Raw genomic sequence first — 23786 nt, 5'->3', positions numbered from 1 at the left:
CGCAGCGCGGCGGCCAGAATATCACCAGAGCCCCTGTCCGTTATAGAGGGCTTACGTCATGATCGACCAGAATCTAAGGTCTATCGATCAACATCATCAGAAATGCGGCCCGCCACAATCTGACGGATGACTTCTGATGAGAAACCTCGCCCCGCCAGGAAGCGCATCTGCTTGAGTCGCGCTTCCGGCGTATCGGCGACCTCGCCAAAGCGCCGCAACCAGACGGCATGCGCCCGGGCCAACTCGGTCTCTTTCAGGTGAGAAAGTGCAGCTTGAACGGTGTCATCGGGCAGGCGGTGTTGCGCCAGTTCCACACGGATGCGGGCGGCGCCATAGCGTGCTGCCTTGCGATGCACCATGGATTCGACAAAGCGTTCGGCTGATAACCAACCGCGCTGCTCGAATTCATCCAGGACACGCGCCACTTCTTCCGCGCTTTCGGCATGCGGCGCCAGTTTGCGCTCCAACTCTGCCCGAGAGTGTTCCCGGGCAGAAAGGTACTTCAGTGCCCGCGCCTTCAAGGACAGGCCGGGCTTGGGGGCGGCCATGTCAGCAACCGTGCAAGAGGCCTGGGGAATCAGGATTCGTCGTCACCTGCAGGCGACACCACCGCCGCGGCTTGCTGTACGACACCGACGGCATCACGAACCTTGTTTTCAATTTCCAGCGCCAGTTCTGGGTTTTCGCGCAGGAACTCACGGGCGTTGTCCTTGCCCTGGCCAATTTTTTCCCCCTGGTAGGCATACCAGGCACCGGACTTGTCAACGATCTTGTTGGCCACGCCCAGGTCGACGATTTCGCCTTCGCGGCTGATGCCTTCGCCATACAGGATGTCGAAATCAGCGGTCTTGAACGGTGGCGATACCTTGTTCTTCACCACCTTCACACGGGTTTCGTTGCCGACCACCTCGTCGCCACGCTTGATGGAGCCCACGCGGCGGATGTCCAGGCGGACAGAAGAATAGAACTTCAGGGCGTTGCCGCCCGTGGTGGTTTCCGGGCTGCCGAACATCACCCCAATCTTCATGCGGATCTGGTTGATGAAGATGACCATGCAGTTGGTCTTCTTGATGGTGGCCGTGAGCTTGCGCAAGGCCTGGCTCATCAGCCGGGCTTGCAGACCCGGCAGGGCATCACCCATTTCGCCTTCGAGTTCGGCCTTGGGGGTCAGCGCGGCCACCGAGTCGACGATGATCAGGTCGACCGAACCGGAACGCACCAGGGCGTCGACGATTTCCAGTGCCTGCTCGCCCGTGTCGGGCTGGGAGATCAGCAGATCTTGCAGGTTCACACCCAGCTTCTGGGCGTATTGGGCATCAAGGGCATGCTCGGCATCAATGAAGGCACACACGCCACCTTGTTTCTGCATCTCGGCCGCGACCTGAAGGGTCAGCGTGGTCTTGCCGGACGACTCAGGGCCGTAGATTTCGATCACCCGGCCGCGTGGCAGGCCACCGACACCCAGAGCGATGTCCAGACCCAGCGAACCGGTCGAGACAACCTGGATGTCTTCGGCAACTTCGCCTTCGCCGAGACGCATGATCGAGCCCTTGCCGAATTGCTTTTCGATCTGGGCCAGGGCGGCCTGCAAGGCTTTGGCTTTTTCAGCGCTGAGGGCGGACTTCGCGGTGGCTTCCATTCGGGTCTCCGGTGGGCAAACAGATGTTGTGTTGGGCGCCATTATGACAAAAGCTGGATGGATGTACAGTACTTTCTGGAATTTTTCAGACCCCCCTGTAGGGTGATACAAAAATTCAATGCTGCACCGCAGCATCACAACTAGACTGGGGCGCATGAGTACGCACAACGCATCCCCTTCACACCCCTCCCGCCCTCAGGTCGACCTGGCCTTGCAGGGGGGCGGATCACACGGCGCCTTCACCTGGGGCGTGCTGGACCGCCTGCTGGAAGACGATGGCCTCGATATCGCCGCCATTTCCGGCACCAGCGCGGGTGCCCTCAATGGTGCGGTGATGCTCAGCGGCTACGCCCGAGGGCACGAAGACGGCGGACACGACGAGGGCCGGCGTCAGGCACAACACGCACTCAAGGCGTTCTGGGAAGACATCAGTCAACACGGCCCGATCTTTTCACCACTGACGATGCAGGCCGATGGCTCGCTGAAACCGGCTTTCAACCTCAACGAGTTGCCGGGCTACCAGATCATGAACATGTTCATACGGACGCTCAGCCCGTATGACCTCAATCCGTTCAACCTGAACCCTTTGCGCGCCGTGGTGCAACGTCATGTGGACGTAGAAGCCCTGCACACGGTGTGCACGTCCTGCGGCATCCAGTTGTTCGTGACGGCCACGTCGGTTCATACCGGTCAGGCCCGCGTCTTCACCAAGGAAGAGCTGACACTGGATGCGCTCATGGCATCCACCTGCCTGCCCTTCCTGTTTCAGGCCGTCGAAATTGAAGGCGAGCCTTACTGGGACGGCGGCTACACCGGCAACCCGGCGCTGTTCCCGTTGATCTACAACACCCAGGCCAATGACCTGCTGCTGGTGAAGATCAACCCCTTGCAGCGCATGGAAACGCCAACCCGCAGCGTGGAAATCCTGGATCGCCTCAGCGAAATCACCTTCAACGCCAGCCTGATCAGCGAATTGCGGGCGATTGCTTTCGTGACACGGTTGCTCAAGGACAACCGACTGGACCCCAAGCAGTACAAGAACCTGCACCTCCACATGATTGGCGACGACGACGGGCTGGCCCCCTTCAATGCCTCCAGCAAATCCAACACCGATCGGGCTTTCCTGAAAAAGTTGCACGGCCTCGGTCATGCGGCTGCCACACGCTGGCTGCATGCTCACCGTGCCGACGTGGGCACGCGCAGCACGCTGGACGTTGAACACGCCTTCCTGGGGGCTACTTGATCTGCCGCAAAGTGCTTTCAGGGGCTCGGCAGAAGATGGAATCCTGACAAACACTTTTAGAAAAAGGAGTACGAATGGTTCAAGACCACCACCCGCTGGCCGCCGATTTCCCTGATTTCAAGGACAAGATCCATGCGTTGAAGACGAGCAACCCTCACTTTGCTCGCCTGGAACGTGAATATGAAGACACCGACAAGGCGATCGTGCGGCTGGAAACTGGCCTGGAACACAGTTCCGACGCTGAACTCGAGCAACTGAAGCTCAAGCGTGTCACGCTGAAAGACCAGCTGTACGCCATCCTGAAGGGCTGATGCCCACTGGAGGGACCGGGCCCCGTACAATTTCGGGACCATGATCGAGCCCGTTCCCTCCTCCTCTACCCCCACCCCGCATGCCAGCCAGACTGGCGACGACCGCCCGACGCCTGCGCCCATGCGCCTGTCCGGGCTGGAGCCCGTTGTCATCGACAAGGGCACCTTGTTCGTCAACGTCGGGGAACGCACCAACGTCACCGGCTCGAAAGCATTCGCACGGATGATCCTCGAAGGGCGTTTTGAAGACGCCCTGTCGGTGGCCCGCCAGCAAGTGGAAAACGGCGCCCAGGTGATCGACATCAACATGGACGAAGCCATGCTCGACAGCAAGGCTGCCATGGTGCGCTTCCTGAACCTGATCGCAGGCGAGCCCGAAATTGCACGCGTGCCCATCATGATCGACTCGTCCAAATGGGATGTGATCGAGGCTGGCCTGAAGTGCGTACAAGGCAAGGGCATCGTCAACTCGATCTCGCTCAAGGAAGGCGTCGACAACTTCAAGCACCAGGCCAAGCTGGTCAAGCGATATGGTGCGGCCGCCGTCGTCATGGCTTTTGACGAGACCGGGCAAGCTGACACCTATGCGCGCAAGACGGAAATCTGCGAGCGTGCCTACCGCATCCTGGTTGACGAGGTGGGGTTCCCACCCGAAGACATCGTCTTCGACCCGAACATCTTCGCCATCGCGACTGGCATCGAAGAGCACGACAACTACGCTGTGGACTTCATCGAAGCCACGCGCTGGATCAAGCAGAACCTGCCGGGCGCCAAGGTGTCCGGCGGGGTTTCGAACGTGTCGTTCAGCTTCCGCGGCAACGAGCCGGTTCGGGAAGCCATCCACACCGTGTTCCTGTACCACGCCATCCAGGCAGGCATGGACATGGGCATCGTCAACGCCGGCATGGTGGGCGTGTATGACGACCTGGATGCCCATCTGCGTGAACTGGTGGAAGACGTGGTGCTCAACCGCCAGCCTGTCTTCAAGGAAGGCGAAGACACCAGCTTGACACCGACGGAACGCCTGCTGGCCATTGCCGAACAGGTCAAGGGTGCGGCCAAGGATGACAGCGCCAAGCTGGCCTGGCGTGGCACAGCCGAGCATCCCGTCTCGGTGGAAGACCGCCTGAGCCACGCACTGGTGCACGGCATCACCGAATTCATCACGCAAGACACGGAAGAGTGCTACCAGAAGATCACCGCAGCCGGCGGCCGCCCGCTGCACGTGATTGAAGGACCCTTGATGGCCGGCATGAACACGGTTGGCGACCTGTTTGGCGCGGGCAAGATGTTCCTGCCGCAGGTGGTGAAATCGGCCCGCGTGATGAAGCAGGCCGTGGCCCACCTGGTGCCCTATATCGAGGAAGAAAAGCGCCGACTTGAGGCCGCTGGCACCGATGTGCGCTCGAAGGGCAAGATCGTGATCGCCACCGTCAAGGGCGACGTGCATGACATCGGCAAGAACATCGTGGCCGTGGTCCTGCAGTGCAACAACTTCGAGGTGGTCAACATGGGCGTGATGGTCCCCTGCCAGGACATCCTCAACAAGGCCAAGGAAGTGGGCGCTGACATCATCGGCCTGTCCGGGCTGATCACGCCCTCGCTGGAAGAAATGCAGTACGTCGCCTCGGAAATGGAGCGTGACGAGTACTTCCGTTCGCGCCAGACCCCGCTGCTCATTGGTGGGGCCACCACCAGCCGCGTCCACACGGCCGTCAAGATTGCACCGAATTACAGCGGCCCGGTGGTCTACACGCCAGATGCCTCGCGTGCTGTGGGCGTGTGCTCGGATCTGCTGAGTGAAACCCGCTCGGTGGACTTCATTGGCGAGTTGCGACTGGACTACGAACGTGTGCGCCAGCAGCACGCCAACAAGAAGACCACGCCCCTGGTGACCCTGGCCGAGGCACGTGCCAACAAGGCCCAACCCGACTTCACCACCCACACGCCCGAGGCCCCCAAGTTCATCGGCCGGCGCGTGTTCCAGAACTACGATCTGGCCGAGTTGGCGCAGTACATCGACTGGGGCCCCTTCTTCCAGACATGGGATCTGGCAGGCCCCTTCCCGGCCATCCTGGATGACGAGATCGTAGGCGAGGAAGCCCGCAAGGTCTACGCCGATGGCCAGGCCATGCTGAAGAAGCTGGTGGAAGGCCGCTGGCTCACGGCCAACGCCGTGATCGGCCTCTACCCGGCCAACACGGTGGACGACGACACGATCGAAATCTACCAGGACGAAGCCCGCGACAAGGTGCTGATGCGCTGGTCGCCCTTGCGTATGCAGACCGTGCGACCGGTGGTGGACGGGGTCAAGCGCCCCAACCGCAGCCTGGCCGACTTCGTGGCGCCCAAAGGCAGCAAGGCCGACTACATCGGCCTGTTCGCCGTCACCGCTGGCCTGGGCATCGAGAAAAAAGAGGCCGAATTCATGGCCCACCATGACGACTACTCGTCGATCATGCTGAAATCACTGGCCGATCGCCTGGCCGAAGCCTTTGCCGAATGCATGCACCAGCGTGTCCGCAAGGAGTTCTGGGGCTATGCCGAGCAGGAACAACTGGACAACCAGGCCCTGATCAAGGAGCAGTACCGCGGCATCCGCCCGGCACCGGGTTACCCGGCCTGCCCTGATCACACGGTCAAGCGCGCCATGTTCCAGGTGCTCGATGCCCACGAGATCCACATGCACCTGACAGAAAGCCTGGCGATGATGCCGGCTTCGAGCGTCAGCGGCTTCTACCTGTCGCACCCCGAGGCCAGCTATTTCAATGTCGGCCAGATCGGACAGGATCAACTGGAAGACTGGGCGGCGCAACAAGGCCTGTCAGTGGAAGAGGCACGGCGCGCACTGGCACCCAATCTGTGAGTGGACAGCCCTGTCCTGACTCAGGACAGGCGCCGTCGGAAATCCACCTCTTCAACCAGGCGATCGATCACTGCCAGAAAGGCCGGCACATCGATCGGCTTGGTGATGTATTCCCTGAAGCCGCGGGCCTGGGCTTCTCGAATCGCTTCCGGCATGGCATCAGCTGACAGCGCCACGCGCAAGATGCCTTCGGTCTGGACATCCCGATCGAGCTGGCTGGCCAACTCCAGCCCGGTCATGTCACCCAGGTGCATGTCGAGCAGCAACAGGTCTGGTCGGGCACGCTGTGCCAGCCGGATCGCCTCGGCACCACTGCGGGCCACTTCCAGTCGACACTGCGGCCGCATGGCCAGCACGCTGCTGACCAAGGCAACATTCACTTCGTTGTCTTCGACATAGAGGATCGAGACCGGCTGCGGCGGGGCACTGCCAGCCTCATCCGGGGCATCCAGCGGTGCAGGCGCCGCGTGTCCGACAGGGGTCTCCACATTGCCCAAAGAGGCCAGTGGCAGCCAGCAGGTCATGCGTGTCCCCACGCCCAGACGGCTGGACACCTCCAGTCGGCCATCCATCAGCTGCAGGAGCCGCTGCACGATCACCAGGCCAATGCCCGAGCCCTCGACCGCAGTGTTTTCAGCACCCAGGCGATTGAAGGGTTCGAACAGATGGGAGACCTGCGCGTCCGACAGACCTACCCCGGTATCAGCCACTTCCAGCCCAACCTCGGCACCCACGATGTGGGCAGTCAGGCGCACGCTGCCACCTTGTCGGTTGTACTTGATCGCGTTGGAGACCAGGTTGACCAGCACTTGCTGGAGGCGCACGGCATCGGCCCGCACAGCCAGGAGGCTGGGTTGATCGACGGCCACACCCATGGGCAACAGCATCACGTGCTTGTCACGTGCCAGGCCTGACACGAGACCCATCGCTTGCTCGAACGCCCCCACGACCGGAACGGCAATCGGGCTCAGCGGCATGCGGCCTGCTTCAATGCGGGACAAATCCAGCACGTCGTTGATGACCGCCAGCAGATGCTGCCCCGCGCGCTCGATCACATCCACGCGATCCAGTTGCTCGTGGCCCAGCGGTTCGGCGCGGCTGAGCTTGAGCAATTGTGCGAAGCCCAGGATGGCATTGAGTGGCGTACGCAACTCATGGCTCATGCGCGACAGGAATTCCGACTTCGCTGCACTGGCCTGCTGAGCTGCACGGGCCTGCACCATGGCGTCCTGGTAGAGCTTGTGTTCGGTCACGTCATACTGGTAGCCGAAACGTGCGCGCGTGCCATTGGACTGATGCGCGGAAGAGGCCCTTCCCGCGATATAGCGCACGCCCTTCTGCGGCAGCACCACGCGGTATTCATAGTCGCGCGGCTGATTGGTCTTGAGCGCTTCGTTGATCAAGGACACAAAGCCGGCGCGGTCGTCGGGATGAATGCGCTCGAACACCTTGTTGAAATCCAGCTCGACCTCTTCCGGTGCGAACTCCATCAGCTCGCGCACCCCTTCGTTGACGAACATGACGCGTGGGCGCCCATCCGGGCCGGGTTCCAGCTTGTAGAACACGCCTGGCAAATGCAGGCGCAGACTTTCCAGCAAGGTCGCCTGATCGCACCAGATGAGCTCTCGCTGCTTGCGTTCATCGATGTCCTGGATGACATGCAGTTGCTGCTCTCCGTGCGGCACCACGATGTGGTGATGCCAGCGCCAGCCACCCGCCGCACTGCGCCAGCGCTGATCGAGCCCGCAAGCAACATCGCCAGCGAGATCGTCCGGATGCACCCAGTCTGTCCAGTGCTGGCCAGCCATGGCTGGGGGCGCCACTTGAAGGTGGCGGCACCAGGCATCGCTGAGCTGCGTGAAGCACCCCTGCTGGTCGGTCAAGGCCCAGACCGCCTGCAGGGCCTCCAGTGCAGCCAGTGGGGGATCGATCGGGCCTTGTCCCTCTGGGGTTGCTGCGGGCATGACACTTCCTGCTGATACGTCGCCAGGGACTGTGTCACAGACCCGTCAGGGCGCCAATAGGGAAGATCAAGGAGAAGCCGGATTCAGCGAGGCTGCAGCAAGGGGTGCAGGTAGCGACCGGTGTGGCTGCCGGGATGGACCGCCAGCTCCTCGGGCGTGCCCGCCATCACCAGCGTACCGCCACCGGAGCCTCCTTCCGGCCCCATGTCGATGAGCCAGTCGGCGGTCTTGATGACATCGAGGTTGTGCTCGATCACCACAATCGTGTTGCCTGCGTCGCGCAGCTGGTGCAGCACCTTGAGCAGCAGGGCGATGTCATGGAAGTGCAAGCCGGTCGTGGGCTCGTCAAGGATGTAGAGCGTGCGCCCGGTATCCCGCTTGGAGAGCTCCAGCGCCAGCTTCACGCGCTGGGCTTCCCCGCCCGAGAGGGTGGTCGCACTTTGCCCCAGGCGGATGTAGCCCAGCCCGACATCCATCAGTGTCTGCAACTTGCGGGCGATGGACGGCACCGCGCTGAAGAAGTCCAGGGCGGCCTCGACGGTGAGGTCGAGCACTTCATGGATGTTCTTGCCCTTGTACTGGATTTCCAGCGTTTCGCGGTTGTAGCGCTTGCCATGACAGACGTCGCAAGGCACATACACGTCTGGCAGGAAGTGCATCTCGACCTTGATGACACCGTCACCCTGGCACGCCTCGCAGCGGCCACCCGAGACGTTGAAAGAGAAGCGCCCTGCGCCATAGCCGCGCTCACGGGCCGACGGTACATCGGCCATCAACTCGCGGATCGGCGTGAAAAGGCCCGTGTAGGTCGCCGGGTTGCTGCGTGGTGTGCGGCCAATGGGCGACTGGTCCACATTGATGACCTTGTCGAACAGGTCCAAGCCTTCGATGTCATCGTGTGGTTCGGGCTCCATGTGGCTCTGGTAGAGCTTGCGCGCCACACTGGCGTACAAGGTTTCGTTGACCAGGGTGCTCTTGCCCGAGCCGGACACGCCTGTCACGCAGGTCAGCAGGCCCACAGGGAAGTCGACCGTGACGCCCTTGAGATTGTGGCCACGGGCGTTGACCACGCGCAGGCGCGGGGTTTCGTCGGTGAAGACATGGCGTTGGTCAGGCACGGGGATGCGCAAAACCCCAGCCAGGTAGCGGCCGGTCAGGCTGTCCGGGTTGGCAGCCACTTCGGCGGCCGTCCCGTGCGCCATCACTTTGCCGCCATGCACACCCGCACCCGGGCCCATGTCGATCACATGGTCGGCCGCGCGGATCATGTCCTCATCGTGTTCGACGACGATCACACTGTTGCCCAGGTTGCGCAGGTGCTGCAGGGTGCCGATCAGGCGGTCGTTGTCGCGCTGGTGCAGGCCGATGCTGGGCTCATCGAGCACATACATGACCCCGGTCAGGCCGGAACCAATCTGGCTGGCCAGGCGGATGCGCTGCGCCTCGCCACCCGAGAGCGTGTCGGCACTGCGATCCAGGCTGAGGTAGGTCAGCCCCACGTCGTTGAGAAAGCGCAGACGGGATCGGATCTCGCTGACCACCTTGCCGGCGATCTCGGCCTTGTTGCCTTGCAGACGCAGGGCATCGAAGTAGTTGAAGGCATCAGACAACGTCGCGTGCGCAATGTCATAGATGGCGCGTTGCTCGCCGGTCACGGCATCGACCAGACGCACGTGGCGGGCTTCGGTACGCAGGCGGGTGCCATGGCAGTCCGGGCAGGCCTTGGGCTGCTGGTAGCGAGCCAGCTCCTCTCTCACCGCCGGAGAATCGGTTTCCTTGAAGCGGCGCTCGAAGTTGCGGATGATGCCCTCGAAGGGATGGCTGCGCTTGACTTTGCGCTTGCGGCCAGCCGTGCCTTCGGCTTCGTAGGTGAACTCGATCTCTTCCTCACCCGAACCGTAGAGCAGCACTTGTTGGAAAGCCTCGGGCAGCTCCTCGAACGGCTGCTCGATGTCGACGCCGTAGTGATGGCCGACGGACTCCAGCAAGGAATAGGTGTAGGGGTTGCGGCGGTCCCAGCCCTTCACGGCACCACTGCCCAGGCTCAGGCTGGGGAAAGCCACCACGCGCTGAGGGTCGAATGCGATGACCTGGCCCAACCCATCGCAGGTAGGACAAGCACCCACCGGCGAGTTGAAGGAAAACAGCCGCGGCTCAAGTTCAGCGAGCGAATAGGAACACACCGGACAGGCAAATTTGGACGAAAACAGGTGCTCGGCACCCGAATCCATTTCCAGTGCAATGGCGCGGCCTTCGGCCAGATTCATCGCCGCTTCGAAGCTTTCAGCCAGGCGTTGCGCCATGTCCGAACGCACTTTCAGACGGTCCACCACCACATCGATGTCGTGCTTTTCCTGCTTGGCCAGCGGTTGCAGCTCGGCTGCGTCCAGCACCTGACCATCCACCCGGAAGCGGATGTAGCCATGCGCCTGCATGCTGGCGAACAGGTCGGCATGCTCACCTTTGCGGTCGCGCACCACGGGCGCCAGCACCATGATCTTGGTTTCTTCGGGCAGTGCCAGCACGGCGTCCACCATCTGGCTGACGCTTTGCGCCTGCAAGGGCTGGCCATGCTCCGGACAGAAGGGCGTACCAGCCCGCGCAAACAGCAAGCGGAGGTAGTCGTGGATCTCGGTGACCGTGCCGACCGTGGAGCGCGGGTTGTGGCTGGTGGCCTTCTGCTCAATGGAAATCGCCGGCGACAGGCCTTCGATGACGTCGACATCGGGCTTGTCCATCAGCTGCAGGAACTGACGGGCATAGGCACTCAGGCTTTCCACATAGCGACGCTGCCCCTCGGCGTACAGCGTGTCGAACGCCAGGCTCGATTTGCCCGACCCGGACAGGCCTGTGACCACGACCAACTGGTGGCGGGGGATGTCGAGGTCCACATTTTTCAGATTGTGGGTGCGCGCCCCACGGATGCGGATATGGGATGCGTCCAACGGCCCCACGGACGCGGGTACAGCGGGGGTCGCAGGGCTGGAAGGAGGGGTGAAACGGGACATCGGCGTGCAGGATTCTGTCAAGGGCGGCGCAACCGGCCATCATACGATCCAGGCGCGGGTTTACGCCAACCCTGAACCTGCAAAACCCGAGGGCTTCAGTGCCCCAGGTTGCGCCGGAAAAATGTCACCTGACGGTCAACCACCTTCTCAAACACCGGACCGGTGTAGAGCGAAAAGTGATCGGCTCCCTGCAACTCCATGTAGTCCACGTTCGACATCTCGGGCACCATCTCCCGGATTCCCGCGATGGGGATCAATCCATCTTGCTCCGCAGCGATCAACAGTGTGGGTATGCGAATGTTCGGCGCGCTCTCAGCGGGCCGGAAAAACGGCAGGCTCCACACGAAACGTGCTGCCACCTTGTTTTCCGACTCCATGCCCGGAGGAACCAGGCGACCATATCCTTCCGCACACTCCTTGCAGGACAAGGCCGCAAAGCCATCCCTGGAGATGATCGGCACGTACACCGGGGTGTCACCCGACTTGCGCAACCAGTCCCGCGTCGCATACCAGGCAGCCAGCGGGTAGTACTTGATCGGGAAACGCAAGGCACTCTGGAAGCCATTGATCATGGGCACCTGCGCACTGACGGCCTTCACCGTACCAGCCCGCTGCGCAGCCACCACCAGCACCTCACCGCCACTGAACGAGGTCCCCCAGATACCCAGTCGTTTGGGATCGATGTCACCACGATGCTGAAGCGACTCCACGGCCGCAAGCCAGTCCTTGACCTGTTCTCTGCCATCGACGACACGACGAGGTTCGCCGCCACTGCGACCAAAGCCACGGTAGTCAAAGCGCATCACCGCAAAGCCCGCCTTCACAAAACGCTCGGCAAAGGGGTCCAGCCCCCAGCTCTTGAGTGCGCCGAAGCCATGGGCCATCACGATCACCGGCGGCTTCTGGACACCCTTGGGCAACCACAACTCGGCATCGCACGTGACATTTTGCGAAATGAAGGCCGCATGGCGCACCTGGTAGGAAACGGGCGGGGCTGCCTGGCTTGAATCAAAGAAAGCCAGCGCAAGCCCTGCTGCGAGCAGGGGGCGCAGCGTGAATCCTGCGGTGCGTCGCATGCCCATGATCCCTCGTTATCGTTTGAACGTTGATACGAGACAGTCTAGCTGCGTTCACGCACACATGTGGCCTCAATCCCCCCAAGTCCCTCCACCTCCATGCGGCCCCGGTCCCCGGGCTGCAGGAACTTCGGCGGCTTGAATGCCGCACCCACCCCACTGCAGGTCCCGGTGTAGATCACATCGCCAGGCTCAAGGGTCATGGCCTGACTCAAGTGGGCGATCTGGTCCCAGATGTTGAAGATCATCAGGCTGGTGTGGCTGCTCTGGCGCAACTCGCCATTGACCCAGCCGCGCAGATTCAGGGCATGCGGGTCTGCCACGGCATCCGATGTGGTGATCCAGGGGCCGAATGGCGCATGCGTGTCGAAAGACTTGCCCAGCATCCATTGCGGCGTGCGCTTCTGCCAGTCACGCACCGACACATCGTTGCCCACGCAGTAGCCGAAGATGACTTCATGCGCCCGCTCGCGCGGCACATGCTTGCAGCGCTGACCGATGATGACCACCAGCTCGGCTTCGTAGTCAACCATGTCGGAGACCTGCGGGTCTGGCAGCACGATGGGGTCAAAGGGGCCGTTGACAGCGGTCACCAGCTTGGTGAACCACACCTGATGCTGAGGCACCTCGCGGGTCTCCCCCACGATCTGCTCATTGACGTGCTCAACGTAATTCAGCCCAATGCCCAGCACCTTGCCGGGACGGGGCACCGGCGCCAGCAGATGGACCTGATCCAGCCTCAAGGCCTGATCGGATGACGGCAACGCCTGCAGCTGGCCGCGCAAATCCACCCAGCGCTCGATGAGATCGAGCATGGGTTGACGGCTATCTAGCAGACCTGGCCAGCAGCGCTGCACCGGGTAGACCAGCTCGCCATCGACCAAGCCGACTTCGGCGGCCTGACCGCCTTGCTGAAACGTACACAAACGCATGTTCACACCTCTTTCAACCATGCACGGCGGCATGGTACCCGAGGGGTGAAATCAGCGTGCAGCGTTCAGCGCCAGCCGGGTTTCCGTGGCGACGCGACGTGCCGCGCTGGCGAAGTCTTCGCCACTGCTGGCGTACAAAACCGCACGCGAACTGTTGACGATGATGGTGCCAGTGACAGCCCCATGGGCATCGGTCTTCAGGCCGGCTTTGACAGTGGCCACCGCATCACCGCCCTGCGCACCCACGCCAGGGATCAGCAGCGGCAGCGTGGGCGCCAACTCGCGCACACGGGCGATCTCTTCCGGGAAGGTGGCGCCCACCACCAGGCCCATCTGACCATTGGTGTTCCACGGGCCTTGCGCCTGCTTGGCAATGTGCTCGTACACGCGCGGCTGCCCGTCCACATCGGCCAGACGCAGGTTCTGCAAGTCGGAGCCGCCCGGATTGGACGTGCGGCACAGCAGGATCACGCCCTTGCCGGGATAGGCCAGGAACGGCTCCATCGTGTCGAAACCCATGAAGGGCGACAGGGTGACAGCATCGGCCTGGTAGCGCTGGAAAGCTTCACGCGCGTACTGCTCGGCCGTGCTGCCGATGTCACCGCGCTTGGCATCCAGAATGACCGGCACCTGCGGTGCAACCCGGCGGATGTGCGCCATCAGGCGCTCCAGCTGGTCTTCGGCGCGATGGGCTGCGAAATAGGCGATCTGCGGTTTGAAGGCGCAGACCTGATCCTTCGTGGCATCAACGATGGCTGCACAGAAGTCATAGATGAACTCCGGGTGCCCCTTCCATGCGGTCGGGAACTTCGCGGGCTCAGGATCCAGGCCCACGCACAGCAGAGAGTCATTGAGCTGCTGCGCGCGCAGCAGTTGTTCCGTGAAGATCATGTCGATGCCTGCCGAAAGGTTACTTGCCGATGCGCTGGGCCAGCTCGACGGCCTTGCCGATGTAGTTGCCCGGCGTCATGGCCAGCAGGCGGGCCTTGTCGGCTTCCGGCAGCTCCAGGGTCTGGATGAAGGCCTGGATGGACTCGCGGGTGATGGCCTTGCCGCGGGTCAGCTCCTTCAGGCGCTCATACGGGTTGGGCATGGCGTAGCGACGCATCACGGTCTGGATGGGCTCGGCCAGCACTTCCCAAGCGTTGTCGAGGTCATCTGCCAATGCTTGCGGGTTGACTTCCAGCTTGCCCAGGCCACGCGCCAGGCTGTCATAGGCCAGCAGGGCATAGCCCAGCGCCACACCCATGTTGCGCAGCACGGTCGAGTCGGTCAGGTCACGCTGCCAGCGGCTGATGGGCAGCTTCTGGCTCAGGTGCGTCAGCACGGCGTTGGCCAGGCCCAGATTGCCTTCGGCATTTTCGAAGTCGATCGGGTTGACCTTGTGCGGCATGGTCGACGAGCCGATTTCGCCTTCCTTGGTCTTTTGCTTGAAGTAACCCAGGCTGATATAGCCCCAGACATCACGCGACCAGTCGATCAGGATGGTGTTGGTGCGGGTGACGGCGTCAAACAGCTCGGCCATGTAGTCATGCGGCTCGATCTGGATGGTGTAGGGGTTGAAGGTCAGGCCCAGCTGGCTTTCGATCACGCCCTGGCTGAACGACTCCCAGTCGTTTTCAGGGTAGGCAGACAGGTGGGCGTTGTAGTTGCCCACGGCGCCATTCATCTTGGCCAGCAGCTTGACGTCGGCAATGCGCTCGCGGGCATTGGCCAGACGAGCCACCACGTTGGCCACTTCCTTGCCTACCGTGGTGGGCGAAGCAGTCTGACCGTGTGTGCGGCTCAGCATCGGCATCTCGGCCAGGCTGACAGCCAGGGCACTGAGGGTGCCAATCAGGCCGTCAATCGCCGGCAGGATCACCTCTTCGCGCGCAGCCTTGAGCATCAAGCCATGGCTGGTGTTGTTGATGTCTTCCGAGGTGCAGGCAAAGTGCACGAACTCACCGGCCTTCTCCAGCTCGGCATGGCCTGCAAAACGCTTCTTGATCCAGTATTCGACCGCCTTCACGTCGTGGTTGGTGGTCTTCTCGATGTCCTTGATGGCCTGGGCATCGGCCTCGGCAAAGCCCGCCACCAAACCGCGCAGGTACGAGCGCGATTCAGCCGACAGCGGCGCCAATTCGGGCAGGCCTGCGTCAGACAAGGCAATGAACCACTCGATTTCGACCTGCACACGGCGGTGCATCAGACCAAACTCGGACAGCAGCGGACGCAGGGCGGCCACCTTGGGGGCATAACGGCCATCCAGGGGCGACAGGGCGGTGAGAGCAGACAGGTTCATGGCAGTAAGGGCAGTTGCGCGGGCGAACCCGGCATTTTACTTCTCAACGCCTGGTGTCTGGTGCATCTGAATGGATGGACGGCGCCGAACGAGTCTGCCCATAGCTTGGCCAGTGCGATTTGAGCACCTCCGCGTCCACCCGGCTCCAGACCTCCAGCGCCTGTGTGCGCATGCGACGCGAAGCCACCGTCGCCCAGGGCCAATACAAGCCCAGGGTCAGCAACAGCCAGACTGCATGACGGCATTGCAAGACCACATACGCCCGCACATCCAGGCTGCTTCGAAAGCGAAGTGCACGGTGACCGGTCTTGCTCCAGACCAGGTTCTGCAATCGGGCATGGCTGTAAGGCACCACGCCAGCCAGCACCCCCAGCAACACGCCCGCCGTCAACAACCGGGCGCCCATCGCGGTGATGTCCAGGTGCATCATCAGGGCACCGCCCAGCACCGCCACCGCCAGCCCACCCACCAGCGCTGCCAGCAGGCCGCCCCAGACCGCCACCCGCAGCCACAGCATCCCCATGGCTGACAAGGTGCCTTTCCATGCCAGCCCCACAGGCCCCAGACGCAGCCTGTTCTGGCGGTAGTCCATATAGGCCCAGAAGTAGAGAGGCACACCCAGCAATCCCACCGCTGCCAGGAATCCGCAAGCAGCCCACCAGGCTGGCTGGCTGCGCAGAGAGGCCACCAGGCACAACCAGACCAGCATCAGCCCGATGGACAAAGGCAGCAGCAAGGCCGCGTAAACAGCGTCCACCTGCCCATCGAAAGCCAGGCGCCGACCAGACCAGCTCGTGTGCTGCAACTGGTGCACCAGCGACAGGTGTACGCCCAGCGGCCATACGGCCACGGCCAGCACCAAAGCCAGCAGCCCCGCCAGCGGCGACCCTCGCCACGAACCGACCACACCGGCCAGCAGCGCGAGCATGAAGGCGTACCGAGGCAGCTGTCTGATGGGCACGGCGTGGTAGTCCAGCGGCATGCCTGCCACCGTGGTGTGCCGCATGAAGAAACGCTGCGCACGCACCTGGGCCCACGGCCAGAAAAGCCCCAGCGTGAGGATCAGCATCAGCGAATTGGTGAACCACAAGCGGGCGTAATCTGCCGCACGTGCATGGAACCGTACCGGCAGGCGCAACACCACCCCTTTAGGCAACCTCGGCAGCTCGCCCGCCAACGAGGCCCCTCCCGCCCCGGCACACTCTGCAGCTTCCTGAAAACGGTATGCCAGATCGTCCTGGTAGTCGGAGCCGATCGGAGCCGGCCATGGCAAGGACGAGCCCGGAGGCGCCATGGACGAGCACTCCGCGGCAGCGGAGCCCCTTGTCAGACGCTCGTCATCAACCGAGTGGCGGCCAAGCACAACCATCGCTCTGCAGCTTGAGTGGACAGCAATCCCAAAATGTAACCGTGACAGACGTCACAGTCTGTCCGCAGATACCCCCTTGTTGGGTGGATAACCCTTCGTCATGTGAAACCACCACGCGCAACTGGCCGCTCCCGTTAAAATCAGGACGCAACCCATACATCACGACACAGAATGAAACTGATTGGTTCCCTGACCAGCCCCTTCGTCCGCAAGGTCCGGATCGTGCTGGCCGAGAAAAAGCTCGACTACAAATTCGAGTTGGATGACGTGTGGGCCGCTGACACCACCATCGCCTCATCCAACCCCTTGGGCAAAGTGCCCTGCCTCGTGATGGAGGGTGGCGAAGCCATTTTTGACTCGCGCGTCATCGTTGAATACGTGGACACCTTGTCCCCGGTTGGCAAGCTGATTCCCCTGACCGGGCGTGAACGCGTTGAAGTCCGCACCTGGGAGGCACTGGCCGACGGCGTACTCGATGCCGCCGTCATGGCGCGCATGGAGCAAACCTGGTCAGGTCGCACCGAAGCCCAGCGCTGCCAGGCACAGATCGACCGACAGATGCTCAAGGTGCGCAACGGTCTGCAGGCCATGAGCCGAGGCCTGGGTGACAAACCCTGGTGTGCCGGCACACACTACAGCCTGGCTGACATCGCCGTGGGTGCCGCCCTCGGTTACCTCGACTTCCGCTTTCCGGAAATCGACTGGCGCGCCGATCACCCCAATCTGTTGAAGCTGGCCGAGAAACTGGCTCAACGCCAGAGCTTCATCGATACGGCCCCACCTCAGTCTTGAGGTGATCACCACCTCTCATGGCGAGAGGTGGAATGAGTCCGCACGGGCACGGCGCCAGTACTCCTCGAAAACCGCCTGAGGCCAGGCCGCTTCGCCCTGCTCTGCAGCCAGCAATTGGCCTGGCTGCGCCAGCGGCAGGAGGTGGGACAAGCGCCGCACCTCGTGGCTCGACACCCGCCGCACGATGTGATCGGCCGTGATCTCATGGGGGTCGTGCAAGCCCGCCGCCTGTACCAGCTCTTTCAAGGCGTGCAGGGTGTTGTGGTGGAAAGAGTAGACCCGTTCCGCCTTGTCGCCCACCACCAGCGCGCGCTGACGCACCGAGTCCTGGGTGGTCACCCCGGTGGGGCAATGCCCCGTGTGGCAGGCTTGCGCCTGGATGCACCCCAGCGCAAACATGAAGCCTCGCGCTGAATTGCACCAGTCCGCCCCCAAGGCCATCATGCGTGCGATGTCGAAGGCACTGATCACCTTGCCGGCACAGCCAATCTTCACGCGGTGTCGTTCGTTGAGGCCGACCAGGGTATTGCGCACCAGCAGCAAGCCCTCCTGCAGGGGCGCACCCACGTGATCAGTGAACTCCAGCGGCGCCGCGCCCGTGCCGCCTTCCGCACCGTCCACCACGATGAAGTCTGGCCAGATGCCGGTTTCCCGCATCGCCTTGACCATCGCAAACCACTCCCACGGGTGCCCGATACAAAACTTGAAGCCGACCGGTTTGCCACCGGACAGCTGTCGCAGCCTCTCGATGAACTGCATCATCTCGATTGGCGTCGAAAACGCACTGTGGCTTGCGGGGGACACGCAATCCGTGCCCTGCTCGACACCACGCGCCTCCGCGATCTCGGCCGTGACCTTCGGCCCCGGCAACACACCACCATGCCCCGGTTTGGCCCCCTGGCTGATCTTGAGTTCGATCATCTTGACCTGAGGATCCCGGGCATTGTCGACAAAGCGATCCGCATCAAACCGGCCATCCGGCGTGCGGCAGCCAAAATAGCCTGAGCCAATTTCCCAGATCAAATCGCCGCCAGGCCCCCGGTGGTAGCGGCTTACCGAGCCCTCCCCTGTGTCATGCGCGAAGCCACCTTTGCGCGCCCCCGTGTTCAAGGCCAGGATGGCGTTGGCGCTCAGGGCCCCAAAGCTCATGGCAGAGATATTGAACAGGCTGGCCTGGTAGGGCTGCGTGCACGACGTTCCGCCGCCTCCGATGGTGACCCGGAAATCGGCTGAATCAATGTGCGTAGGGGACATGGAGTGGCTCAACCACTCATAGCCGGCAGCGCCCACATCGCGCTGGGTTCCGAACGGGCGCTTGTCCGGGTCGCCCTTGGCGCGCTGATAGACCAGGGATCGCTGCTGCCTGGAGAACGGTGCAGCCTCGCTGTCGCCTTCAATGAAGTACTGGCGAATTTCCGGGCGGATGAATTCCAGCAGATAACGCAAATGCCCCAGCAACGGGTAATTGCGCAGCACGGCCCGCTTGCGCTGGCGCATGTCACGGATACCCTGGTAGGCGAGCAAACTGGCCAGCATCGCCACCCAAAGCCAGCGCCCGGTGGTCGCCCACTGCCACCAGCCGGCCAGGGTCAGGCAAACTGCCAGCACCCAGGCCCCATAACGAATGGGAACGTGTTCATTGAGCCGAATCAACCAGGCTGGCATGGTGGCATCTCCTCAGCAGTCCACGCGGTTTTTCACCATGGTAAAGAGAAGTGGCCCCGCCATGTGGGTACAACAGCACGGTATTGATCGCCCAGATCGCAGGCAGGACAAGCGCACCCACATGCACCCGTTTGACGCTACACTGTCGGTACAGCGCCGATTTGTCCGGCTTGCGGGCGCTCAAGAAATACCGCTAAAGAGGGCGCTGGAACCCGGCCCCTGCTTCGACGCGCGGCCGGTTTTTCATTTTTTACAGTTGTAGCGCCATGTCTTCCCTCGGGGTTGTCACCCCTGCATCCATGCACTTCGGCACGCCGCTTCCCCTGCAAAGCGGCGCAGTTCTGCGCGACTACACCCTCATGTACGAAACCTACGGTCGGCTCAATCCCGACCGCAGCAACGCCGTGCTGGTGTGCCATGCGCTCAATGCCTCTCACCATGTCGCCGGCCTGCACGCCGACGACAATGGCCAGCCCCTGCCCAAGAGCCAGGGCTGGTGGGACAACCTGATCGGCCCCGGCAAGCCGCTGGACACCGACAAGTTCTTCGTCATCTGCATCAACAACCCCGGTTCCTGCTTCGGTTCGACCGGCCCGATGCACACCAACCCGGACACCGGCCGCATCTACGGAGCCGACTTCCCTGTTGTCACGGTGGAAGACTGGGTTGATGCCCAGGCGCGCTTGCTGGACCGCCTCGGTATCGAGCAACTGGCCGCCGTGGTGGGCGGCAGCCTGGGCGGCATGCAGGCGCTGTGCTGGAGCATGCGCTACCCGCAGCGCGTCAAGCACTGCGTGGCCATTGCCACCGCCCCCAACCTGTCTGCCCAGAACATCGCGTTCAACGAAGTGGCGCGGCGCGCCATCGTCACCGACCCCGACTTCCACGACGGTCATTTCTACGAATTCGGGGTGGTCCCGCGTCGTGGCCTGCGCGTCGCCCGCATGATCGGACACATCACCTATCTGTCCGATGACGTGATGGAAGAGAAATTCGGGCGAGAACTCGTCGGGCGCGACCTGGGTGACGACCCGAACTACAGCACCAAGAACATCGAATTCCAGGTCGAGAGCTACCTGCGCTACCAGGGTGACAAGTTCAGTGACTACTTCGATGCCAACACCTACCTGCTGATCACCCGCGCGCTGGATTATTTCGATCCGGCCCGCCACTTTGGCGGCAACCTGAGCGAGGCGCTCGGGCAGGCTTCTGCCAGGTTCCTCGTGGTCAGCTTCACCACCGACTGGCGCTTTTCGCCAGCGCGCTCGCGCGAGATCGTCAAGGCCCTGGTCGACACCGCCCATGACGTCAGCTACGCTGAGATCGATGCGCCCCATGGGCACGACGCCTTCCTGCTCGATGACCCGCGCTACCACGGGGTCGTGCGCGCCTATTTCGAACGCATGGACCGCGAAATTCAATTCCAATCGGCCCCGCTGCAAGACTTGAGGCAGCCCGCATGACCCAACGCAATCTTCATCAAGTGATCGCCGAACTGGTCCCCGTGGGCTCTCGCGTTCTGGACCTGGGTTGCGGCAACGGCGAGTTGCTCGCCTACCTGCGCGATACCCGGCAGTGCACCGGTTACGGCATTGAGCTCGACGATGGCAAAGTGCTCGAATGCGTACAGCGCGGCGTCAACGTCATCCAGCGCAACCTGGAAGAAGGTCTGAGCATCTTCGAGGACAACAGCTTCGACCTGGTGCTGCAACTCGACACGCTGCAACACCTGCGCAATACCGAACAGATGCTGATCGAAACCTCTCGCGTCGGTCGCCAGGGCATCGTCAGCTTTCCCAACTTTGCGCACTGGCCACACCGGCTGAGCGTGATCCGCGGCCGGATGCCGGTCAGCCGCAGCCTGCCCTATCAGTGGCACGACACCCCCAACATCCGTGTCGCCACCTTTGCCGATTTCGAAGTACTGGCTCGCCGCAATGGCCTGACTGTGCTCGAATCGTTTGGCTTGCATGAAGGCAAAGTGGTGCGCCAATGGCCCAACCTGCTGGCCAGCACGGCTGTGTTCAAGCTCGAACACCACTGACTTCATGAAAAAAGCGCCCCCGAAGGGGCGCTGTCAAACTCTGGTTCAGACAAAAGAACGAAGGATCAAACGCGTTGATCAGAAAGCGTGGCGGATGCCCACCATGTAGGTGTTGCCGGACTTCAGATCGGTCTGGTCGTCGTAGATGAAGTTGGCGTACACATCGGTGCGCTTCGACAGGTTGTAGTCGTAACCCACAGCCACGATGGTGTGCTTGATGTCATCACCAACATCAGCCTTGAACTTGCCTTGACCGTAAGAAGCCAGGATCTTGCCGGATGCCGTGACAGGGATGCTCACACCGACTTGGTACAGATCGATGTCGCCAGCAGACAGATAGGTCGTAGACGAGAAACCACTGTTCTTGATCTGACCATACTGGCCAAATGCCTTCACGATGCCGAAGTCATAGCTGACGCCGAGCAGACCAAACTTCTGCTTCTGCCCATCGGTGAACTCCACCTTCGGAGCGGCTGCACTCTGGACCTCTTGGTAACCCAGGGCTGCAGCAAAAGCGCCGTTTACGTAGGTGCCACCCAATGCATAGCTGTCGCCTTGAGCACCGCTGGCAGACTCGCCGGCTTGGTACACAGCGGTACCTGTGAAGCCGCTCAGATTCGGGCTGTAATAGGCAACCGTGTTGCTCCAGCCAGAATCACTCTTTTCAACGTTGGGATTGAACGATGACGCGGGATTGATCCAGTTTCCACCAAATGTCAGACGCACGATTGGCGAGACACCGAAGGAGCCACCGAAGGGGTTGAAGCCAATTTCCTGCCCGTACAGGAGGTTCATGGTGCGACCGATGGCCACCTTACCAAAGCTGCCGACCAGCGCCACATTGGCGTTGCGAGTCCACATCGGATCACCGGAGCCATAGCGGCCCGATGCACCGGTGTCAGGACGGAGGAAGCTTTCCAGGGTGAACTGTGCCTTCAAACCACCGCCAATGTCTTCCGAGCCACGGAAGCCAATGAAACTGGTGGTCATGCGGTTGCTGTCCACAGTCGTCGTGCGCGGACTCGTGCCTTTGACGTGCGCGTTTTCAACAGAGCCGAAAGACAGGTCCAGCAGCCCATACATGTTCAGCGTGTTCTCGGCGTGGGCGCTCGAAGCCAAACCCAGCGCGATCAGCAAGGCGGGGGACAGTTTCTTTTGAATAGACATGAATGCTCCAGAAGGGATGGTCACAACTGCGTGTCAGCACCATGAAAGGCGCCAACTGTATACAGTTATTGCAAATGGCATGCCAGCCATCAGCCCCATTTCCGATCGCTTTGGCACCAAGTTGGTAGCCCAAGACCCCCATTTGCGTGCCATCACACCCGTGCAGGCACCAAATGAAAAAGCGCCCCGAAGGGCGCTTTCTGGATAGACACTCGACTGATGCGAATCAGAACGCGTGGCGGATGCCAACCGCAAAGGTGTCGCCAGACTCCAGGCTGCTGGCCCCGTCGTACTTGAAAGCGGCGTACACGTCGGTCCGCTTCGACAACCTGTGGTCGTACGCCAAAGACAAGATACGGCGCTTGAAGGTGTCACCAAAATAGTCCCCGGTGTATTTGGCCTCGCCATAGGCGGCCAATACGGTGCCTTCAGCGGTCACCGGCACCGCGATGCTCAACTCATAGCTCTTCAAGGTGGCAATGGTGTCGCTGCCGTCTTTGGTCTTGGCTTCAGCGTACTGCCCCATCACCTTGAGCACACCGAAGTCATAGCTGGCGCCCAGTTGGTAGGCATTCTTTTTGGCCAGGTAAGCCGTGCTGTTATAGCCGGTCACGGCGTAGTTCAACCCCAGGCTCAATGGGCCCGCCGAGTAGTTGCCCGACAGCGTGTACGAGTCACGCGAGCTGGGGTTACTCGACACCACCTCCTTGGGGGAGAACTGCGCGCTGAAGGTGAAGCCACCGAAGTTGGGCGACTCATAGGTCAGCGAATTCACCCAACTGGTGTCAAAACCTAGACCCACCACATAGTCGTCAAAGTAGCCGTAGTCGCCAAACAGCAAGATCGTGCTTGGCGAAAAGCCAAATGAACCACTGAAGGCACTGTAGGACAGGCATTGCCCGTAAAAGGCGTTGTCGTACTGACCGGCAATCACACGACCGAAACCACCCGACAAGGCCACATAGGAATCACGCCCCCAGAAGCCACCAGCCCAGTTGTTCTGCTGCCCACCGGTGTCGGCATGAAGAAATGACTCCAGAGCGAATTCAGCCTTCAGGCCACCACCCAGATCCTCAGACCCACCGAAGCCAATGAAGGAAGTAGTCATGGCGCCACTTTCGACCTTGGTCGCACGGGTGTCACTGCCCTTGGCATGGAAACCCTCGAACGAGCCAAAAGACATGTCGATCGTGCCGTAGGCCTTCACGTCGGCATGGTGAAGCGCCCCGGGTTTCACGGAGGCTCCAACACTGGAGAATGGAGCCATGAAGAAGTCCGCAAAGTTTTCGCCTGAGGTCCGTGAGCGCGCCGTGCGCATGGTGCTGGAGCACCGCTCAGAGCACCCGTCGCAATGGGCGACCATCGAATCGATTGCCGAGAAGATTGGCTGCGTGCCGCAAACCCTGCACACCTGGGTGCGCCAGCA

19 protein-coding genes and 1 riboswitch are annotated in these 23786 nt (G+C 61.8%); of the genes, 7 read left to right on the top strand and 12 right to left on the bottom strand.

From position 1 onward, the window contains the following. Positions 1–80: 80 nt before the first annotated feature. Positions 81–548: a recombination regulator RecX gene (gene recX / locus ACE3PH_RS08540; RefSeq protein WP_374317881.1), complete on the bottom strand. Its 468-nt coding sequence runs from the start codon at positions 546–548 to the stop codon at positions 81–83. 29 nt (positions 549–577) lie between these two features. Continuing rightward, the gene (gene recA / locus ACE3PH_RS08535) at positions 578–1639 is read right to left on the bottom strand and encodes a recombinase RecA (RefSeq protein ID WP_374317879.1); all 1062 of its coding nucleotides are present in this window, start codon (positions 1637–1639) and stop codon (positions 578–580) included. A gap of 154 nt (positions 1640–1793) precedes the next feature. On the opposite strand from recA, the gene ACE3PH_RS08530 reads away from it, so the two are divergent. The 3 genes from ACE3PH_RS08530 to metH all read left to right on the top strand — a co-directional run bounded on the left by ACE3PH_RS08530 (position 1794) and on the right by metH (position 6059). Continuing rightward, a complete protein-coding gene (locus ACE3PH_RS08530) occupies positions 1794–2882 on the top strand; it encodes a patatin-like phospholipase family protein (protein WP_374317877.1) in 1089 nt (362 codons plus the stop codon). 74 nt (positions 2883–2956) lie between these two features. Next, positions 2957–3193, top strand: a complete 237-nt coding sequence (locus tag ACE3PH_RS08525) for a YdcH family protein (protein ID WP_374317875.1) — start codon at positions 2957–2959, stop codon at positions 3191–3193. 40 nt (positions 3194–3233) lie between these two features. Then, entirely contained in the window at positions 3234–6059 is a 2826-nt protein-coding gene (gene metH, locus ACE3PH_RS08520; protein ID WP_374317873.1) for a methionine synthase, read from the top strand. 20 nt (positions 6060–6079) lie between these two features. Here metH and ACE3PH_RS08515 read toward each other — a convergent pair whose 3' ends face one another. The 7 genes from ACE3PH_RS08515 to ACE3PH_RS08485 all read right to left on the bottom strand — a co-directional run bounded on the left by ACE3PH_RS08515 (position 6080) and on the right by ACE3PH_RS08485 (position 16692). After that, positions 6080–8023, bottom strand: coding sequence for an ATP-binding protein (locus ACE3PH_RS08515; protein ID WP_374317871.1), 1944 nt, complete (start codon positions 8021–8023; stop codon positions 6080–6082). An 83-nt stretch (positions 8024–8106) separates the two neighbouring features. Then, positions 8107–11031 carry an excinuclease ABC subunit UvrA gene (gene uvrA / locus ACE3PH_RS08510; RefSeq protein ID WP_374317868.1) on the bottom strand — a complete coding sequence of 975 codons (2925 nt, stop codon included), beginning with the start codon at positions 11029–11031 and terminating at the stop codon, positions 8107–8109. A 95-nt stretch (positions 11032–11126) separates the two neighbouring features. Beyond that, positions 11127–12107 (bottom strand): alpha/beta hydrolase, encoded by a 981-nt coding sequence (locus ACE3PH_RS08505; RefSeq protein WP_374317866.1) that lies wholly within the window; start codon positions 12105–12107, stop codon positions 11127–11129. 44 nt (positions 12108–12151) lie between these two features. After that, on the bottom strand, positions 12152–13039 hold the full coding sequence (locus tag ACE3PH_RS08500; protein WP_374317864.1) for a fumarylacetoacetate hydrolase family protein: 888 nt from the start codon (positions 13037–13039) through the stop codon (positions 12152–12154). Between the two features lie 51 nt (positions 13040–13090). Then, positions 13091–13930 (bottom strand): orotidine-5'-phosphate decarboxylase, encoded by an 840-nt coding sequence (gene pyrF / locus ACE3PH_RS08495; protein WP_374317862.1) that lies wholly within the window; start codon positions 13928–13930, stop codon positions 13091–13093. A 19-nt stretch (positions 13931–13949) separates the two neighbouring features. Continuing rightward, complete coding sequence (gene purB / locus ACE3PH_RS08490; protein ID WP_374317860.1) at positions 13950–15323, bottom strand: adenylosuccinate lyase; 1374 nt, start codon at positions 15321–15323, stop codon at positions 13950–13952. A gap of 43 nt (positions 15324–15366) precedes the next feature. Next, positions 15367–16692 (bottom strand): DUF898 family protein, encoded by a 1326-nt coding sequence (locus ACE3PH_RS08485; protein WP_374317858.1) that lies wholly within the window; start codon positions 16690–16692, stop codon positions 15367–15369. 171 nt (positions 16693–16863) lie between these two features. Here ACE3PH_RS08485 and ACE3PH_RS08480 point away from each other — a divergent pair, with 171 nt between their 5' ends. Next, entirely contained in the window at positions 16864–17484 is a 621-nt protein-coding gene (locus tag ACE3PH_RS08480) for a glutathione S-transferase N-terminal domain-containing protein (protein ID WP_374317856.1), read from the top strand. 15 nt (positions 17485–17499) lie between these two features. Here ACE3PH_RS08480 and ACE3PH_RS08475 read toward each other — a convergent pair whose 3' ends face one another. Then, complete coding sequence (locus ACE3PH_RS08475) at positions 17500–19149, bottom strand: FMN-binding glutamate synthase family protein (protein ID WP_374317854.1); 1650 nt, start codon at positions 19147–19149, stop codon at positions 17500–17502. A gap of 143 nt (positions 19150–19292) precedes the next feature. Then, positions 19293–19367, top strand: a riboswitch (SAM riboswitch). A 48-nt stretch (positions 19368–19415) separates the two neighbouring features. Between ACE3PH_RS08475 and ACE3PH_RS08470 the strand changes: the two genes are divergently transcribed. Together ACE3PH_RS08470 and metW are read left to right on the top strand one after the other, a co-directional pair. Further along, on the top strand, positions 19416–20612 hold the full coding sequence (locus ACE3PH_RS08470) for a homoserine O-acetyltransferase (protein ID WP_374317852.1): 1197 nt from the start codon (positions 19416–19418) through the stop codon (positions 20610–20612). Further along, positions 20609–21193, top strand: coding sequence for a methionine biosynthesis protein MetW (gene metW / locus ACE3PH_RS08465; protein ID WP_374317850.1), 585 nt, complete (start codon positions 20609–20611; stop codon positions 21191–21193). The genes ACE3PH_RS08470 and metW overlap by 4 nt, the downstream gene beginning before the upstream one ends. A 78-nt stretch (positions 21194–21271) precedes the next feature. On the opposite strand, the gene ACE3PH_RS08460 is transcribed toward metW, so the two are convergent. Both ACE3PH_RS08460 and ACE3PH_RS08455 read right to left on the bottom strand, forming a co-directional pair. Continuing rightward, entirely contained in the window at positions 21272–22360 is a 1089-nt protein-coding gene (locus ACE3PH_RS08460) for a porin (RefSeq protein ID WP_374317849.1), read from the bottom strand. A 226-nt stretch (positions 22361–22586) separates the two neighbouring features. Beyond that, on the bottom strand, positions 22587–23627 hold the full coding sequence (locus tag ACE3PH_RS08455) for a porin (protein ID WP_374317847.1): 1041 nt from the start codon (positions 23625–23627) through the stop codon (positions 22587–22589). Here ACE3PH_RS08455 and ACE3PH_RS08450 point away from each other — a divergent pair. Next, on the top strand, positions 23626–23786 hold a 161-nt coding region (locus ACE3PH_RS08450), incomplete at its 3' end, for a transposase (RefSeq protein ID WP_374318416.1). The two genes, ACE3PH_RS08455 and ACE3PH_RS08450, sit on opposite strands and share 2 nt — an antisense overlap.

The sequence above is a fragment of the Aquabacterium sp. genome, assembly GCF_041909175.1.
GTDB lineage: Bacteria > Pseudomonadota > Gammaproteobacteria > Burkholderiales > Burkholderiaceae_C > Aquabacterium.
Note: the sequence above shows the minus strand (reverse complement) of the source record. Positions and strands in the feature narration are given on the sequence as shown.